Source organism: Acinetobacter ursingii DSM 16037 = CIP 107286, assembly GCF_000368825.1.
Taxonomy (GTDB): domain Bacteria; phylum Pseudomonadota; class Gammaproteobacteria; order Pseudomonadales; family Moraxellaceae; genus Acinetobacter; species Acinetobacter ursingii.
The window spans coordinates 111708-128564 of sequence record NZ_KB849710.1 but is presented as its reverse complement, the minus strand read 5'-3'; the positions used below and the strand labels follow the sequence as shown (position 1 = coordinate 128564).

Annotated in this window: 25 protein-coding genes and 1 pseudogene; 6 read left to right on the top strand and 20 right to left on the bottom strand. The window is 42.6% G+C overall.

Going from position 1 to position 16857, the window contains the following annotated elements:
- From rplR to F944_RS00595, 19 genes and pseudogenes are all read right to left on the bottom strand, one after another.
- Positions 1–351: a 50S ribosomal protein L18 gene (gene rplR, locus F944_RS00685; RefSeq protein WP_004869518.1), complete on the bottom strand. Its 351-nt coding sequence runs from the start codon at positions 349–351 to the stop codon at positions 1–3.
- Between the two features lie 14 nt (positions 352–365).
- Entirely contained in the window at positions 366–899 is a 534-nt protein-coding gene (rplF, locus tag F944_RS00680) for a 50S ribosomal protein L6 (RefSeq protein WP_004985355.1), read from the bottom strand.
- A gap of 13 nt (positions 900–912) precedes the next feature.
- Complete coding sequence (rpsH, locus tag F944_RS00675; RefSeq protein WP_004985354.1) at positions 913–1308, bottom strand: 30S ribosomal protein S8; 396 nt, start codon at positions 1306–1308, stop codon at positions 913–915.
- 11 nt (positions 1309–1319) lie between these two features.
- A complete protein-coding gene (gene rpsN, locus F944_RS00670; protein ID WP_004985353.1) occupies positions 1320–1625 on the bottom strand; it encodes a 30S ribosomal protein S14 in 306 nt (101 codons plus the stop codon).
- Positions 1626–1634: 9 nt separating this feature from the next.
- Positions 1635–2171 carry a 50S ribosomal protein L5 gene (rplE, locus tag F944_RS00665; protein ID WP_004985349.1) on the bottom strand — a complete coding sequence of 179 codons (537 nt, stop codon included), beginning with the start codon at positions 2169–2171 and terminating at the stop codon, positions 1635–1637.
- Positions 2172–2186: 15 nt separating this feature from the next.
- On the bottom strand, positions 2187–2507 hold the full coding sequence (gene rplX, locus F944_RS00660) for a 50S ribosomal protein L24 (RefSeq protein ID WP_004985347.1): 321 nt from the start codon (positions 2505–2507) through the stop codon (positions 2187–2189).
- A 9-nt stretch (positions 2508–2516) separates the two neighbouring features.
- Complete coding sequence (gene rplN / locus F944_RS00655) at positions 2517–2885, bottom strand: 50S ribosomal protein L14 (protein WP_004924120.1); 369 nt, start codon at positions 2883–2885, stop codon at positions 2517–2519.
- A 90-nt stretch (positions 2886–2975) separates the two neighbouring features.
- Positions 2976–3233 carry a 30S ribosomal protein S17 gene (rpsQ, locus tag F944_RS00650; protein WP_004924117.1) on the bottom strand — a complete coding sequence of 86 codons (258 nt, stop codon included), beginning with the start codon at positions 3231–3233 and terminating at the stop codon, positions 2976–2978.
- A complete protein-coding gene (rpmC, locus tag F944_RS00645) occupies positions 3230–3427 on the bottom strand; it encodes a 50S ribosomal protein L29 (protein WP_000849927.1) in 198 nt (65 codons plus the stop codon). Before rpmC ends, rpsQ begins: the two co-directional genes overlap by 4 nt.
- Positions 3427–3840: a 50S ribosomal protein L16 gene (rplP, locus tag F944_RS00640; protein WP_004985344.1), complete on the bottom strand. Its 414-nt coding sequence runs from the start codon at positions 3838–3840 to the stop codon at positions 3427–3429. Before rplP ends, rpmC begins: the two co-directional genes overlap by 1 nt.
- A pseudogene (gene rpsC / locus F944_RS00635) lies at positions 3780–4599 on the bottom strand (30S ribosomal protein S3). Before rpsC ends, rplP begins: the two are co-directional and overlap by 61 nt.
- A 1-nt stretch (position 4600) precedes the next feature.
- Positions 4601–4930 carry a 50S ribosomal protein L22 gene (gene rplV / locus F944_RS00630; RefSeq protein WP_004754247.1) on the bottom strand — a complete coding sequence of 110 codons (330 nt, stop codon included), beginning with the start codon at positions 4928–4930 and terminating at the stop codon, positions 4601–4603.
- 11 nt (positions 4931–4941) lie between these two features.
- Positions 4942–5217 (bottom strand): 30S ribosomal protein S19, encoded by a 276-nt coding sequence (gene rpsS, locus F944_RS00625; RefSeq protein ID WP_004985338.1) that lies wholly within the window; start codon positions 5215–5217, stop codon positions 4942–4944.
- Positions 5218–5230: 13 nt separating this feature from the next.
- On the bottom strand, positions 5231–6055 hold the full coding sequence (gene rplB / locus F944_RS00620) for a 50S ribosomal protein L2 (RefSeq protein ID WP_004985332.1): 825 nt from the start codon (positions 6053–6055) through the stop codon (positions 5231–5233).
- An 11-nt stretch (positions 6056–6066) separates the two neighbouring features.
- On the bottom strand, positions 6067–6387 hold the full coding sequence (gene rplW / locus F944_RS00615) for a 50S ribosomal protein L23 (protein ID WP_004985330.1): 321 nt from the start codon (positions 6385–6387) through the stop codon (positions 6067–6069).
- The gene (gene rplD, locus F944_RS00610; RefSeq protein ID WP_004985328.1) at positions 6384–6986 is read right to left on the bottom strand and encodes a 50S ribosomal protein L4; all 603 of its coding nucleotides are present in this window, start codon (positions 6984–6986) and stop codon (positions 6384–6386) included. Before rplD ends, rplW begins: the two co-directional genes overlap by 4 nt.
- A gap of 11 nt (positions 6987–6997) precedes the next feature.
- Positions 6998–7636, bottom strand: a complete 639-nt coding sequence (gene rplC / locus F944_RS00605; RefSeq protein WP_004985326.1) for a 50S ribosomal protein L3 — start codon at positions 7634–7636, stop codon at positions 6998–7000.
- 59 nt (positions 7637–7695) lie between these two features.
- Positions 7696–8007: a 30S ribosomal protein S10 gene (rpsJ, locus tag F944_RS00600; RefSeq protein WP_004725677.1), complete on the bottom strand. Its 312-nt coding sequence runs from the start codon at positions 8005–8007 to the stop codon at positions 7696–7698.
- Positions 8008–8268: 261 nt separating this feature from the next.
- Complete coding sequence (locus F944_RS00595) at positions 8269–9000, bottom strand: type 1 glutamine amidotransferase (protein ID WP_004985323.1); 732 nt, start codon at positions 8998–9000, stop codon at positions 8269–8271.
- Between the two features lie 169 nt (positions 9001–9169).
- On the opposite strand from F944_RS00595, the gene F944_RS00590 reads away from it, so the two are divergent.
- The 6 genes from F944_RS00590 to F944_RS00565 all read left to right on the top strand — a co-directional run bounded on the left by F944_RS00590 (position 9170) and on the right by F944_RS00565 (position 15440).
- Positions 9170–10366, top strand: a complete 1197-nt coding sequence (locus F944_RS00590; protein ID WP_005002011.1) for a PLP-dependent transferase — start codon at positions 9170–9172, stop codon at positions 10364–10366.
- A gap of 17 nt (positions 10367–10383) precedes the next feature.
- Positions 10384–11934 (top strand): helicase HerA-like domain-containing protein, encoded by a 1551-nt coding sequence (locus F944_RS00585; RefSeq protein WP_004985321.1) that lies wholly within the window; start codon positions 10384–10386, stop codon positions 11932–11934.
- A gap of 208 nt (positions 11935–12142) precedes the next feature.
- On the top strand, positions 12143–12907 hold the full coding sequence (locus F944_RS00580; RefSeq protein WP_004985320.1) for a globin domain-containing protein: 765 nt from the start codon (positions 12143–12145) through the stop codon (positions 12905–12907).
- Between the two features lie 121 nt (positions 12908–13028).
- Positions 13029–13469, top strand: coding sequence for an RrF2 family transcriptional regulator (locus tag F944_RS00575; RefSeq protein ID WP_004985317.1), 441 nt, complete (start codon positions 13029–13031; stop codon positions 13467–13469).
- A 93-nt stretch (positions 13470–13562) separates the two neighbouring features.
- Positions 13563–14363 carry a ribosome biogenesis GTP-binding protein YihA/YsxC gene (gene yihA, locus F944_RS00570; protein ID WP_004985315.1) on the top strand — a complete coding sequence of 267 codons (801 nt, stop codon included), beginning with the start codon at positions 13563–13565 and terminating at the stop codon, positions 14361–14363.
- A gap of 132 nt (positions 14364–14495) precedes the next feature.
- Complete coding sequence (locus F944_RS00565) at positions 14496–15440, top strand: metal-dependent hydrolase (RefSeq protein WP_004985313.1); 945 nt, start codon at positions 14496–14498, stop codon at positions 15438–15440.
- Between the two features lie 109 nt (positions 15441–15549).
- Here F944_RS00565 and F944_RS00560 read toward each other — a convergent pair whose 3' ends face one another.
- The gene (locus F944_RS00560) at positions 15550–16791 is read right to left on the bottom strand and encodes a dicarboxylate/amino acid:cation symporter (protein ID WP_004985311.1); all 1242 of its coding nucleotides are present in this window, start codon (positions 16789–16791) and stop codon (positions 15550–15552) included.
- Between the last annotated feature and the right edge of the window lie 66 nt (positions 16792–16857).

Sequence of the window (16857 nt, the reverse complement as noted above, 5' to 3'; positions counted from 1 at the left end):
TTAGAACTCCAAGCCGTTTTCACGAGCAGCATCAGCCAAGGCTTTGATACGACCATGATATTTAAAACCAGAACGGTCAAATGCAACTTTCGTTACACCAGCAGCTTTCGCACGTTCTGCGATTAAAGCACCTACTTTAGTAGCTGCGTCTACGTTACCAGTTGAACCGCTACGTAAAGAGGCATCCAAAGTAGAAGCTTGCGCTAATACTTTGCCACCATCTGCGGAAATCACTTGAGCATAGATGTGACGCGGAGTGCGGTTTACACACAAACGAGTCGCACCCAATGCACGAATGTGCAAGCGTGTGCTTTTCGCACGACGCAAACGGGATTGTTTCTTTTCGTTCATAAGAACCTCGCGCCTTATTTCTTCTTAGCTTCTTTACGAAGAACAACTTCGTTCGAGTAACGAACACCTTTACCTTTATACGGCTCTGGTGGACGATAACCACGGATTTCAGAAGCAACTTGACCAAGTAACTGCTTATCTGCTGACTTCAAAACAATTTCAGTCGCAGTTGGAGTTTCAGCAGTTACGCCTTCAGGAAGGTTGTAATCGATTGGGTGAGAAAAACCAAGGTTAAGGTTCACAACTGTACCTTTTACCGCAGCTTTATAACCAACACCAATAAGTTGCAACTTACGTTCGAAGCCTTCGCTTACGCCTTTTACAAGGTTGTTAAGCACAGCGCGAGCAGTACCAGCTTGCATCCAAGCGTCTTTCGACTCTTTTGCAGGAGCTAGTTGAAGTTTACCTTCTTCCTGTTTTAGCTCGACCAGCGCATGCAGGTTGAAAGACAATGTACCTTTAGTGCCTTTCACTTCGACCTGCCGGCCGTTCTGAGTAACTGTTACACCGTTAGGGACAGTTACTGGGGCTTTAGCCACACGAGACATGAGGAATCACCTATTAAGAAACAAAAGCAATAACTTCACCACCAACGCCTGCAGCACGTGCAGCGCGATCAGTCATGATGCCTTTGCTTGTAGAAACAATTGCAATACCTAAACCTTGCTTAACGCTTGGAAGTTTATCTTTACCGCGATATTGGCGTAGACCTGGACGGCTTACACGCTTCACAGTTTCGATCACTGGTTTGCCTTCAAAATATTTTAACGTAAGAGTCAAAGTAGCTTTTGCTTCTTCTTGAGCAACTTCTACGTTTGAAATATAACCTTCTTGTTGAAGAACGTTGGCAATTGCAACTTTCAACTTAGAAGACGGCATAGAAACAGTTTGTTTCTTTGCCATTTGTGCGTTACGAACACGTGTTAGCATGTCGGCAACGGTATCTTGCATACTCATTTAGTTGCTCCTTACCAGCTTGCCTTAACAACGCCAGGTACATCACCCTGCATTACTGTATCACGTAATTTGTTACGGCTTAGACCGAACTTACGGAAGTAACCATGAGGACGACCTGTCAAACCACAACGGTTACGAAGACGTACTGGAGATGCGTTACGTGGCAATGCCTGTAACTTTAATGTCGCTTGGAAACGCTCTTCATCGCTTGCATTTACGTTGGCAATAATCGCTTTTAATTCAGCGCGTTTTGCAGCGTATTTAGCAACGGTTTGTTCGCGTTTCAACTCGCGATTAATCATACTTTTCTTAGCCATATCGACCTCTTATTTGAACGGGAAGCCGAATGCACGCATAAGCGCACGGCCTTCGTCATCGGTGCGAGCAGTAGTAGTGATAGTAATATCCATACCACGAATACGATCAATCTTATCAAAATCGATTTCAGGGAAAACGATTTGCTCTTTCAAGCCCATTGAGTAGTTACCACGACCGTCGAAAGATTTCGCTGAGAAACCACGGAAGTCACGGATACGAGGGATCGCGATTGAGATCAAACGGTCCAAGAATTCGTACATTTGTTCGCCACGTAAAGTCACTTTACAACCAATTGGCCAACCATCACGGATTTTGAAACCTGCGATTGATTTACGTGCAAGCGTAACTACTGGTTTTTGACCAGCAATTAAAGTCATGTCTGCAACAGCACCATCTAACAATTTCTTGTCAGTTGCAGCTGCGCCCACACCCATGTTTAGGGTGATTTTTGTAATGCGAGGAATCTCCATTACATTCTTAATGCTAAGTTCCTGTTGTAACTTAGCTTTAAGTTCTTCATTGTAACGTGTTTTAAGTCTGGCCATTGCCGTGTCAACCTATTACTTTGCTGTCGCCACTGATTCACCATTTGACTTATAAACGCGAGTTTTCACGCCATTTTCGTCAATTTGGTAACCAACACGATCAGCCTTTTGGGTTGTAGCATTTAAAATTGCCACGTTTGAGATATGAAGCGAAGCTTCTTGAGTAACGATGCCGCCTTCAGCGCCAGTTACACGGTTCGGCTTTTGATGCTTCTTCACTAAGTTAAGGCCTTCAACCTTAACGCGGTCTTCAGAAACAGACAGAACAGTACCCTGTTTGCCTTTTTCTTTACCTGCGATCACGATAACCGTATCGCCTTTTTTAATCTTAGCCATGATTGCCTCTTATAGAACTTCAGGAGCCAATGAAATGATTTTCATGAACTGTTCAGTACGAAGTTCACGAGTCACTGGTCCGAAAATACGAGTGGCAATCGGAGCTTTATTGTTGTTTAACAATACAGCTGCATTGTCATCAAAACGGATCACAGAACCGTCTGGACGACGAATACCAAACTTAGTACGTACCACAACAGCATTCATCACGTCGCCCTTTTTAACACGGCCACGTGGAATTGCTTCTTTAACAGTAACTTTAATAATGTCGCCAACAGAAGCATAACGACGATGTGAACCACCTAGTACTTTGATACATTGTACGCGGCGAGCACCACTATTGTCTGCTACGTCGAGCATACTTTCGGTTTGAATCATTGCCCTACTCCAAAACCGAGCAACACCGGTCGCAATTTCGAAAGGCTCAAAGAGTACTCGAAATTGACCGATGATGCAACAAGAACGTAATTACTCAGCAGCTACTTCAACCACTTCCACTAAAGTCCAAGCTTTAGTTTTAGAAATTGGGCGGCTTTCTTTGATGGTCACTAGGTCGCCTAATTTAGCAACATTGTTCTCATCATGAGCGTGTAGTTTAGTTGAACGGCGGATTGATTTGCCATACAACGGGTGTTGAACGCGGCGTTCAATAAGAACAACAATAGACTTATCCATTTTGTCGCTTACGACTTTGCCGGTTAACGTGCGGACTGTTTTTTCACTCATTGTCCGTTCCCCTGTTTTTCGGTAAGGAGTGTCTTGATACGAGCGATAGTTTTACGAGCAATTTGCACTTCGTGCGATTTACCCAATTGACCAGTCGCTTTCGCCATACGAAGACGGAATTGGTTAAGCTGTTGCTCATCAAGCAACGCTTTCAACTCTTCTACCGATTTTTCACGTAGATCTTTAGTTTTCATTACATTACCGTCCGAGTCACGATAGTGGTTTTAAACGGAAGTTTAGCAGCAGCAAGCTTAAATGCTTCAGTTGCTAATTCATCGTTCACACCTTCAATTTCGTACAGGATCTTACCTGGCTTGATCTCGCAAACCCAGTATTCCACATTACCTTTACCGTTACCCATACGTACTTCTAATGGTTTTTCGGTAATTGGCTTGTCTGGGAATACGCGGATGAAGATTTTACCACCACGCTTAATACGACGGCTAATAGTACGACGCGCAGCTTCGATCTGACGCGCAGTCATACGACCACGTTCAGTCGCTTTAATCGCAATCGAACCAAATGATACTGTACTACCACGATGCGCTAGACCAGTGTTACGGCCTTTGTGCATCTTACGGAATTTGGTACGTTTAGGTTGCAACATGGATTATTCTCCCTTGTCAGCAGCACGGTCATTACGACGTCCACGACGCTGTTCTTGACCTTCACCACGACCACGACCGCGTTTAGCTGGACGCTCTTCAGCAGGAGCAGGGTTCATGACTTGTTTCATGCCACCTAAGATCTCACCACGGAAAATCCAGACTTTAACACCAATCGTACCGTAAGTTGTTTCTGCACGCATAGTTGCATAATCGATGTCCGCACGAAGCGTATGCAAAGGTACACGACCTTCACGATACCACTCAGTACGTGCAATCTCTGCACCACCTAAACGGCCTGAAACTTCAACTTTGATACCTTTAGCACCAGCACGCATGGTGTTTTGAACCGCACGCTTCATAGCACGACGGAACATCACACGCTTTTCCAATTGAGAAGCAATTGCTTCAGCAACTAAACGCGCATCTAAGTCTGGGCGATCGATTTCGTTGATGCTTACTTGCGCAGGAACACCCATAATATTGGTAAGTTCGCGCTGTAATTTTTCAATGTCTTCGCCTTTTTTACCGATTACGATACCAGGACGAGCAGTGCTAATAGTTACTTTAGCAGCACCTGTCGGACGTTCGATAAGAATATTGCTCACCATCGCGCTCTTAAGTTTTTTAGTTAAAAACTCACGAACTTGAAGATCTTTAAGCAAGTATTCAGCGTATTGTTTCGGATTCGCATACCAGTTAGCGTTATGACGTTTCACAACACCTAGGCGGATACCGATTGGATGAACCTTCTGACCCATATCAAACCCCTACCTTAACGGTGATGTGACAAGTACGCTTAGTAATACGATCTGCACGGCCTTTAGCACGTGGCATAATACGTTTCAGGCTAATGCCTTCATCAACGTAAATCGTAGAAACTTTAAGGTCGTCTACATCTAAACTGTTATTGTGTTCAGCATTTGCAATTGCAGATTCCAAAGCTTTTTTCACTAAAACAGCAGCTTTTTTGTTGCTGAAGTTTAGGATATTAAGCGCGTGAGCAACAGATTTGCCACGGATTAGGTCTGCAACCAAACGTGCCTTTTGTGCCGAGATAGCGGCACCGCGTAATTTAGCAGTTACTTCCATCATGACACCTATTAACGTTTAGATTTCTTGTCAACACCGTGACCACGATAGGTACGAGTTGGCGCGAATTCACCGAGTTTATGACCAACCATGTGTTCAGTAATGATTACTGGAACGTGGTTACGACCATTATGAACAGAAATTGTTAAACCAACAAAATCCGGAAGAATCATTGAGCGACGAGACCAAGTTTTGATCGGCTTACGGTTGTTAGCAGCTACAGCAGCTTCAACCTTAGCGAACAAATGCGCGTCGACGAATGGACCTTTTTTTAATGAACGAGGCATTAGTCAGATTCCTTTACTTGACGCGACGGTCGCGGATAATCATCTTAGTCGTACGCTTATTGGTACGAGTCTTGTACCCTTTCGCTTTTTGACCCCATGGGCTTACAGGTTGGATACCTTTGTTACGCCCTTCACCACCACCGTGTGGATGGTCAACTGGGTTCATCGCCATACCACGAACGGTAGGACGAACACCACGCCAGCGCGCTGCACCAGCTTTACCCAATGAACGTAGGTTGCTTTCTTGGTTAGAAACTTCACCAATAACAGCACGGCATTCAACATGTACTTTACGCATCTCGCCTGAACGCAGACGAATGATTGCGTAAGAACCATCACGACCCAACAACTGAACTGATGTACCAGCAGAACGTGCAATTTGAGCACCTTTACCGATTTTAAGTTCAACGTTATGTAGTGTAGAACCGATAGGCATATTACGAAGTGGTAAGCAGTTACCTGGACGAATTGGAGCATCGTTACCAGATTGAACTTTATCACCCGCACGCAAACCTTTAGGCGCAATGATGTAACGACGTTCACCATCAGCATATTTCAACAAAGCAATATGCGCTGTACGGTTAGGATCGTACTCAATGCGTTCTACAGTTGCAGGAACGCCATCTTTGTTACGTTTAAAGTCAACGATACGGTAGTTTTGCTTGTGTCCACCACCAACGTGACGAGTCGTAATGTGACCGTTGTTATTACGACCACCAGTACGTTTTTTAGCTTCAACCAACGGTGCATAAGGCGCGCCTTTGTGAAGATGGCTATGCACCACTTTCTCTACAAAGCGACGTCCTGGAGACGTTGGCTTACATTTTTGAATCGGCATAATTTTCGTCCTTATTCCGCTGCGCTTTCAGCGGTATCGCCCAAGTCAGCCATTTCAACATCTTGGCCAGCTTTCAGGGTGACGTATGCTTTTTTAACATCAGAACGACGTCCTAATGTTTTACCAAAGCGCTTAGTCTTACCTTTAGTAATAGTTGTGTTAACTTTAACAACTTCTACACCAAATAGTTGTTCTACTGCTTTTTTAACTTCAAGCTTAGTTGCATTAATATCAACTTTAAACACTTGAACACCAGCAGTATCACCTAAAACTTGTGCCTTTTCTGAGAAGACCGGTCCTTTTAGGACTTGATAGATACGTTCGTTGTTCATCCGAGTTCTACCTCAATTTTCTTAGCAGCAGCTACAGACATGACAACTTTATCAAACGCGATCAAGCTAACAGGATCGATTGCAGCAGCATCTACCACATCAACGTGTGGAAGGTTACGTGCAGCAAGATATAAGTTCTCATCTACAGCATCAGTCACGATAAGTGCACGAGCTGCATTCAAGTCGTTAAGTTTTGCAAGCAATTCTTTAGTTTTAGGAGCAGCAACAGCAAACTCTTCAACCAATACAAGACGATCCTGACGAACAAGTTCAGCAAGGATACATTGCATTGCACCGCGGTACATTTTGCGGTTTACTTTTTGAGACCAGTCTTGTGGACGTGCAGCAAAAGTTTTACCACCGCCAACCCAGATTGGGCTACGAATAGAACCAGCACGAGCGCGGCCAGTACCTTTTTGACGGAATGGCTTTTTACCACCACCAGATACTTCAGCACGTGATTTTTGAGCACGCGTACCTTGACGGCCACCAGCTAAATAAGCTGTAACCACTTGGTGTACAAGCGCTTCATTAAATTCACGTCCGAAAGCAACTTCAGACAACTCAACAGCAGAGCCGGAAACAGTTTTTAAATTCACGTTATTTCCCCTCAGGCCTTGATCGTAGGACGAACGATAACGTCGCCACCAGTAGCACCAGGAATCGCACCTTTAACAACAAGAACTGAACGTTCTGCGTCAACGGATACAATTTCAAGACCTTGTACTGTTACGCGTTCATCACCTAAGTGACCGGCCATTTTTTTGCCTTTGAACACGCGTCCAGGAGTTTGGTTTTGACCTGTAGAACCTAAAACACGGTGAGAAACTGAGTTACCGTGAGTCGCGTCTTGGGTACGGAAGTTCCAACGCTTAACACCACCTTGGAAACCTTTACCTTTTGATTGACCAGTAACGTCAACAATTTGACCCACTGTGAACAAATCAACACCAATACTGCCGCCAACTTCACGACCTTCAAGCTCAGCTTCAGTCACGCGAAACTCTTTAACCAAACGACCAGCAGCCACACCCGCTTTCGCAAAGTGACCTTTCTGTGCATTGGTTACGCGAGATTCACGACGTTCACCAGTAGTAACTTGAACCGCTTGATAACCATCAGTTTCAAGCGTTTTAATTTGAGTGATACGGTTAGGATCAACCTCAATCACTGTAACAGGCACAGAGACGCCGGCATCTGTAAAGATACGGGTCATACCGCACTTGCGGCCGACTAAACCAATAGCCATGTGTGTAACCTCTAAAAAAGCAGCTTAATTAATGCCAGGCACTAATTAACCCGAAAGCCTTAACCCAATGCGATCTGAACATCAACACCCGCTGCAAGATCCAATTTCATCAATGCATCAACAGTTTTATCTGTTGGTTGAACGATATCGATCAAACGTTTGTAGGTGCGGATTTCGTACTGATCACGCGCATCTTTGTTTACGTGCGGTGAAGTAAGAACGTTGAAGCGTTCGATGCGAGTAGGCATCGGGATTGGACCACACACTTGTGCGCCAGTACGCTTAGCGGTTTCTACGATCTCTTGAGAAGATTGATCAATCAGACGATGATCAAAAGACTTAAGACGGATACGGATTCTCTGGTTAGACATACCAGTAAACTCCAAGCCAAAATATATAAAGAATCACCTTTGACGCACCTCACCCATTGGTAAGTGTCAAAGGCAGTGAAAATCACTAAGGTCACGATCGATGCCGCGACTGTCATGCATTTACTACGTTCTTTGCAGTAAATGACCTCACAATTTGAGGGTCGCTCATTATAACGACTGTTTAAGTCTTATGCAATTCTATTTGTTGCTGAATCGTTAAATATCCGAGTTTTATTTTAAATCATTTGCATTTTATTTTGATTACGATGCGTTCACTACATATTCAATCGCCTGATTGAGCAATTGATTTCCTTCTATAAATTTTGATTGTTTTGATTGTTTGAGTTGATTGGCTGGCTGTACATATTCTCCATGAAAAATGGCCACTTCATCATCATTTTCCAAAAATAACTCCAGTGTTTGTGGGGTGATTTCTGGGTGAAACTGAAAACCTAAAACATTTTGCCCAATCTGATACATCTGATTACGACAGACGTCATTTTCAGCTAAATGAATCGCGCCTTTGGGAATCTCAAAAGTTTCACTGTGCCACTGCATCACATGCAAAGAAGAGGGTAAAGGAAAACACTGCGTTGCCGATTGTGGTACTCGATGTACGGTCGTCCAGCCTAACTCCTGAAATGGATTACGGCTCACGGCAGCACCTAAAGCATTGGCAATCAGTTGTCCACCCAGACACAATCCTATCGCCGGTTTACCCGCGGCTAAATAACGACGAATCCAGCGTTTTTCAATTTTCAACCAAGGAAAATTGGCTTCATCATTAACACTCATGGTTCCGCCCATAATGATCAGTAAATCGACATCGTCAATACGAGGGAGCGCCTCTATTTCAAGCGGTAAATCAGGGGGGAGTGCGAAAAATTCAGTCGCGGTAATTTTTGACTGATGTGTTTTCAAAAAATCATAACAACTCCCGAACCCTTCACCAGCAATATGCTGAAAATAATGCACTTTTAAATGCGACTTCATGCACTTAGAACCTATATTGTTGTTGGTATTAGCTAAGTCATAGCAAAAATGAAGCCAACTTTTGTCAATGCAGTTTTATGTAAAGAAATACTCACAAAACTCGACCAAAACTAGCAGAAAGGATTTATATTTTTTAATCTAGAGCTAAATGACCTAAATGATATACACCATGACAGATAATAAAACCATTCAAACCCAGCTTATTCACGCCCCACGAAAGGCTCCTCAATATATTGCGAGCATTCAACCTCCCCTGTTTCGTGCATCGACGATTATATTTCCATCGACAGCGCACCTTTTTGATCGGCATTGGACAGATGCTTATGATTATAGTTATGGCACCCATGGCACACCGACCACTTATACCTTAGCTGATCAATTGGCACAGCTTGAAGGGGGGACACATTGCTTACTCGCACCGAGTGGACTATCTGCCATTAATCTGGTTAATTCAACCTTTTTAAATCAAGGCGATGAAGTTTGGGTTCCAGATAATGTGTATGGGCCAAACATGGAACATCTCAAAAATCTACAACAACGTTATGGCATCATCGTCAAAGTCTATAATCCAATTGATGCCAACTCATTTACGCCTTCTGCACACACTAAACTGATCTGGCTCGAAGCGGCAGGTTCAGTCACTTTAGAATTTCCTGATCTTAAAAATCTGGTTAAAAAAGCCAGACAAGCCAATGTGTTGATTGCATTGGATAATACATGGGGCGCAGGGCTCGCCTTTAACGCTTTCGATTTTTCAGATGAACACTTATCCGTTGACATCACCGTCCATGCACTCACCAAGTATCCAAGCGGTGGTGGTGATATCTTAATGGGCAGCGTAATTACTCGGGATCAAAAACTTTATCATCAGCTCTTTAAGATGCATGCCACTCAGGGAATCTGTGTGTCGGGAGATGATACCGCACAAGTTATACGTAGCCTGCCGCATATACGCTTACGTTATCAACAACAAGCCAAAACCACACAAGACCTATTAGCGTGGCTCAAACAGCAGCCTGAGTTTGCACAAGCTCTACATCCCGCCGACGCGAACAGTCCTGGACACGCCTTTTGGCAAGAAATCTGTATAGATCAACAAAGCGCAGGTTTGGTCAGTGTGATCTTTCAAGCCAACTATGACATCAGCGCCGTCCGCCGCTTTTGTGATGCCTTAACATTATTTAAATTAGGTTTTAGTTGGGGCGGCCCCGTAAGTCTGGTGATGCTTTATGATTTAAAACAGATGCGAGTATTGCCAAATACACATCTACAACAGGGTTTATTGGTTCGCTTTTGTATAGGACTAGAATCTGCCCAAGATTTAATACAAGATATCCAAAATGCACTCCAACAAATTGAAAAGTGATAAGAATAGGAATAAGTATGGGCACACCAATTGTGATTGCAAAAAAAACGACTGATATTCATCAGGATATTGTTTTACATTCCGAATTTGCGAACCGTCACGGTCTGATTGCAGGTGCAACAGGAACAGGTAAAACTGTGACACTCAAAGTCATGGCTGAAAATTTTTCTCGGATTGGTGTGCCTGTTTTTTTAGCAGATGCCAAAGGTGACGTCTCGAGTATTGCCAAAGCGGGAAGTGATAATCCAAAATTTGATGAACGGATTAAATCACTTGGTTTAGACACTATTGCGTTTGCTGCTTCTCCCACTATTTTTTGGGATTTATTTGCTGAACAAGGTCATCCAATTCGTACCACTGTCTCTGAAATCGGGCCATTGCTTTTGGCTCAAATGCTGAATTTAAATGATACACAGGAAGGTGTACTTTCTGCGGTGTTTCGTATTGCAGATGATCAAGGGTTATTGCTCATCGATTTTAAAGACTTAAAGGCCATGCTGAGTTATGTCAGTGACAATGCAACTGACTTAAAAGCAGATTATGGAAATTTATCACCTGCAAGTTTAGGCGCAATTCAGCGAAATTTGCTGGCATTGGGTGACCAAGGTGGTGAACAGTTTTTTGGTGAGCCAAGTTTAAATATTCTGGATTTTATTCAGACCGATAGCAATGGTCATGGTTATATCAACCTGCTCGCCGCAGATAAACTGATGAATACGCCAAAACTCTATGCGACCTTTTTGCTGTGGATGCTTTCAGAGTTATTTGAACAATTACCTGAGGTTGGAGATCTGGATAAACCGAAACTGGTATTTTTCTTTGATGAAGCACACTTACTTTTTGATAATTCTAGCCCCGCCTTACAACAAAAAATTGAACAAGTGGTACGCTTGATTCGTTCCAAAGGTGTGGGCATTTATTTTATTAGCCAAAACCCACTCGACATACCAGAAACGGTTTTAGGGCAACTCGGAAATCGAGTTCAACATGCTTTACGTGCGTTTACACCAAAAGATCAAAAAGCAGTAAAAACAGCAGCGGATACCTTTCGTGCCAATCCTGAATTTAAAGTGGATCAAGCCATTACTGAACTTGCCGTTGGCGAAGCATTAATTAGTTTTCTGGATGAACAAGGCACGCCACAGATCGTGGAACGTGGCTGGATCATGCCTCCCTATTCTGCATTTAGCCCTTTAAGCGCTGATGAACGTAAAGCATTAATGTCGCAAAGTATTGTCGCGGGAATCTATGAACGCGCTGTAGATCGAGATAGTGCTTATGAAATGTTACAGCGCAAAGTGAGCGAAAGTGCGGCGCAACAACAAGCCCAGCTCGAAGCCGCGCAACAAGCCAAACAACAAGAAACAGATGCCAAGCAACAGGCAAAAGAACAAGAGCGTTTAGCACGTGAACAACAAAAAGTAGATGAAAAAGCACAACGCGAGCGTGACAAACTCACTCAAGATGTACTTGGAACCTTTGCAAAAAGCGCAGCACGTAGTTTAGGCGGACCAACAGGACAAAGACTGGTTCGCGGCTTGCTCGGCTCGTTGTTTGGAAAACGCTAAATAACTTTCAAAAATACACTGATTTTACAAAACCAATCTCTTGTAAAATCAGTGTTTAATTTTTTTGCGAAAAACCAATCAATTTGACCAATACGATCTATTTAATCCCTTAAAAAAATTATGACTTTTAATTAAAGATGCATTGCAAATGTATTTTATAAGATGTATTTTAAATATATCTTATATAGCCAGATAAAAAGGTCTAGCCATGACTCCACAACAAATCGAACTTGTAAAATCAACTGTACCTGTCTTACGTGAACACGGCGTCGCACTGACCAGCTATTTTTATAAGCGTATGCTTGGCAATCATCCTGAACTCAAAAATGTGTTTAATCTGGACCACCAAACAACAGGACGTCAACCACGCGCCTTAGCCGCAGCAGTTTTGGCTTATGCAGAAAATATCGAAACCCCTGAAAAACTAGCCAAAGCAGTGGAACATATTGCAACCAAACACGTCAGTCTGGATATTCAACCCGCGCAATACTCGATTGTGGGGGAAAACTTATTACATTCGATTAGTGAAGTGCTTGATGTCCCATTTGAATCAGATTTAATCGAAGCGTGGAAACAAGCCTATTTGCAACTAGCTGATATTTTGATTGGGGCTGAGCAACAAAAATATGATCAGTTGGCTTCGCAAAGTGGAGGATGGTCAGGTTGGCGTAATTTCAAAATTGTGTCGATCCAAGATCACGCAGAAGGTAAATTTTTTAACATTCGTGCAGCCGATCAACAAACGATTCCAACGGCACAAGCAGGTGAATATATTTCGGTCAAAGTCCATGTTCCCGAAAAAGGAATTGATCAACCTCAACAGTTTAGTTTTAGTTCAACTCAGGATACAGCTCAATATGGTTTCTTAGTCAAATCACAGGCTGAACATAGTGAATACGATGTTGCCAATATTCTGTTAAGTCATTATCAAGTCGGAGATGAGCTCGCTGTTTCTGCTCCTCTCAAAGGTTAAACTGAATATAAGATTAAACTGAATATAAAACTGTGATTTGCAGGTGTTTGGACTCGGGAGTTTCCTTCGGGAAACTTTCAGGCTAATATGATCTTTATAAATTTCTGGTATTTAGCTGAACATGCAACTCAATAAATTTACCGACTATGCCTTGCGTATACTTATGTACGTTTCACGCCCAAGTGAAATGCCGTATACCATCGCAGAAATCGCACGGGATTTGCATGTTTCTCAAAATCATTTGGTCAAAATTGTACATTTCATGGCTAAACAAGAGTGGATCATTACCACGCGCGGCAAAGGCGGTGGACTTCGTTTAAATCCCAAAGCGCTCGATCTGACATTGGGTAAAATCGTACGGATCTTACAAGGTGATCATCAGATTGTAGAATGCAATACTCCGCCTTGTGTATTACGCTCGCACTGCGGCTTAAAAGGAATTTTAGATGATGCACTGGAAAGCTTTTATCAAACACTCGATCAATACACTTTAGCCGATGTTTTGGCTGCTCCGCCTTCTACCTCCAGTCATTCAGCCATCGCTTTTATCTCGATCTCCTGATCATTTGATCCAAATGCTGTTAAAATTCGCGTGAAAGGCTCGCATCCTTTATAATGCGTTTTAAATATATTTTGATTGTAAAAGTTAAGCTCTATGCATCGCTATGCGAAATCCAAAGACACCAAAGCCAAACTCGCACCTAAACAAAAAATTAGTTATGAGAAAAAAGCTGATCCTGCAATTACTGAATACTCAGTAAAGGCACTCAATTGGCTACGCAAAGCTGAATTTTTAATGAGTGCGCCCAAACTGGCACTTTGTGTAGAAGATACAGGTTATGAAATTGCCTTTGCAGGACGTTCCAATGCAGGCAAGTCCAGTGCCATTAATACCTTAACCAATCAAAAACAACTGGCACGTGCGTCTAAAAAGCCAGGACGTACCCAGATGATTAACTTTTTTAGTCTAGGGAATCCTGATCAGCGTCTGGTGGATTTGCCAGGCTATGGTTATGCTGCTGTCCCTGAAGATATGAAACGGGTTTGGCAGAAAGAACTTGAAAACTATCTGATTCATCGTCAAAGCTTACAGGGTTTAGTGCTATTGATGGATATTCGTCATCCACTCCAGCATTTCGATACCATGATGCTGGAATGGGCGCATTCACGTAAATTGTTTGTGCATATTTTACTGACCAAAGCGGATAAAATGAATCGTGGTCCCGCTCATCAAGCCCTACTCGAAGTTAAACAAAATCTAAAAAAGATGAAGCTGAATTTTTCAATTCAACTATTTTCATCACTCAATAAACAAGGACTTGAAGAGCTTGCCAGTGTGATGGCAGGTCGCTTAAATTATACGCTAGAACAAGAACCTGAATTTGATTTAAGTCAAATTCCAGAAGCGACAATTGATGATGAAGATGAAGCAGATTTAGTATTAAAAGAAGAATAAACTACCGCTTTTCTGATCATTTCATCACGTAATGACAATTGAATGTCCCGTATTGCAAAGCAAAATACAGGGGCATTTTTTATACTCAAAAAAACCAGCAAAAGTTCGATAAGAACAAATAAAGGTAAGGACATGAGTATTTTTTCATTTTTTAAACACAAGCTTCCAGGATCTTCGATTCACTATCGCATTCAACCACGAAAGGTAAAATTCGACTGGAAAGAAACTCCAGTGGACTGGATTCCCAATCAACCTTTTGCCAGTTATTTCATCAATGAAATTAATAATATCTTACCTGCGGGTGAGTTCTGGTTCTGTCGTCTTTATAATAAAGTCTTGCCGCAAATTACCGATGAAAAACTCAAACAAGATGTCCAGGCTTTTATTCGGCAAGAAGCCATGCATGCCAATGCGCATACCTCTGCCAATAAAGAATATTTGTCGGCACGTAATATCGATATCCAGCGTAATCTGGATATCATGAACTTTTTATTTAGCAAGTTATTGGCTGATAAACCTCTAGACTATGAAGTGCCTAAAGCGTTACAACATCAGTGGGATTTATTTCGTTTAGGTGTGATTGCCACAGTAGAACACATGACGTGTGTATTGGGTAAATACGCGCTTTACAACAAAAAATGGGAAGAACTCGGCGCTGACCCTGAAATGGTCGATTTAGTCAAATGGCATGGCGCAGAAGAAATTGAACATCGGACAGTTGCATTTGATTTATATCGTCATTTAGGTGGTGGTTATATTGCCCGTTATTATTTAAGTGTCGCGGTAATTGCGGGGGTATTAGGTTTATGGGTCGATGGTGCCGCACATATCATGAAACAAGACCCACGTTTCGCAGATAAAAATCCGAGTCTGTGGCATCCATGGATCTGGTTAGAATGGCTTAAACAAGGACGCAAGGATAACCAAGTGCTTCCTAGCCCAATCTGGTTGGTAGCACAACAGATCGATTATTTAATGCCATGGTACGATCCAGTCAAAGAAGGAAGTACCGAAGATGCTGTCCAATATTTAGATCAATCTCCAGCAGCGAAACGGGCGTTATTAACTGCTGCTTGAATGAAGTTACTTGAGCGAAATAAAAGGTAAAAAGCAGAAGTTCTCTTCTGCTTTTTATCATTCTCGTGATGCAATGTCTTGCAATCGAGCATCTTAATCGCACTGCATTTTAAGATGGTTCAATGGAATCTGATTTGGCATAACGATCTACCACGACACTGATCATCATATCCCCCTGCACATTAACCACAGTTCGTACCGTATCTAAAATTCGGTCGATTGGCAGTAAAATCGCAATCGCTTCGGCAGGAAGCCCAACAGACTGTAGCACCATGATCATGGTGACCATTCCTGCACTAGGAATTCCGGGCGCACCCAATGATGCAATCATGGCAGTTAAACAAACAATCAATTGCTGAGTCAGGGTTAAATCCATTCCTACCAAATTGGCAATAAATAATGCAGCCGCGGCTTCATAGAGCGCGGTACCGTCCATATTTAACTGCGTTCCTAAAGGGATAACAAAACCTGCTGTTTGTGGGCGAACCTTGAGATTTTCTTGGGCGCACTTCATGCTCAATGGCATCGTGGCTGAACTGGAACTGGTGGCAAAAGCAGTAATGAGGGCTAAGCGTGTACCTTTAAAAAAAGTGATTGGATTCATTTTCCCAAAAATCCACAGTAATAAAGGCAACACCACCGCACCATGAAAAATCGTCGTTCCCGTTACAACTAAGGCAAACTCAGCCAGACTGTTCAGGATTTTGACATCTTCCGTTGCAATCAGTTTAGCAAGTAAGGCTAAAATTCCTAATGGAGCCAATTTCATGACCCAACCCACCAACATCATCATGATGTCAAAAAACTGTAAGCTTAAAACCCGTACTGACTGAAAACGATCTCCACCTTTAATTAAAGCCGCCCCAATGAACAAGGCGAACACCACGACTGCCAGAACATTGCCATCGCTAAAAGCTTTAAAGGGATTAATCAGCGTATTTTGAATAAAATTCGTAAAAAAGGTGGATGGCGATAATGTATCTGGAGATTGATGATTACTCATGGCTTCACTAAAAATTCCGATATCCATGCCCTTGCCCACTCCAAATAAATGAGCACAGCCAATACCGAGAATTAAAGCCAATGTAGTCGTAGTTAAACAACATAATGCTGTGATTTTCCAGACTCGTCCAAACTGCCCGCTGGCTTGCAAATTTGAAACTCCCACCACAATTGAGGAAAAAATCAGTGGGATTAAAAGCATTTTCAACAGCCCGATAAATATGCTACTGATAATACCGAGTCCATAAAGACTATGTTGAAAAAAAGCGGTGTCTGGGTATAGATTTAATAAAAACCCAAATGCGATACCGATGATTGCAGCAACTAAAATCTGTGTATTTAAGCTCATACCATTTGAAATAGAATGTCATTGTTTTGGATTACTATGACACGCAAGATGCTTAGAATCGAATAA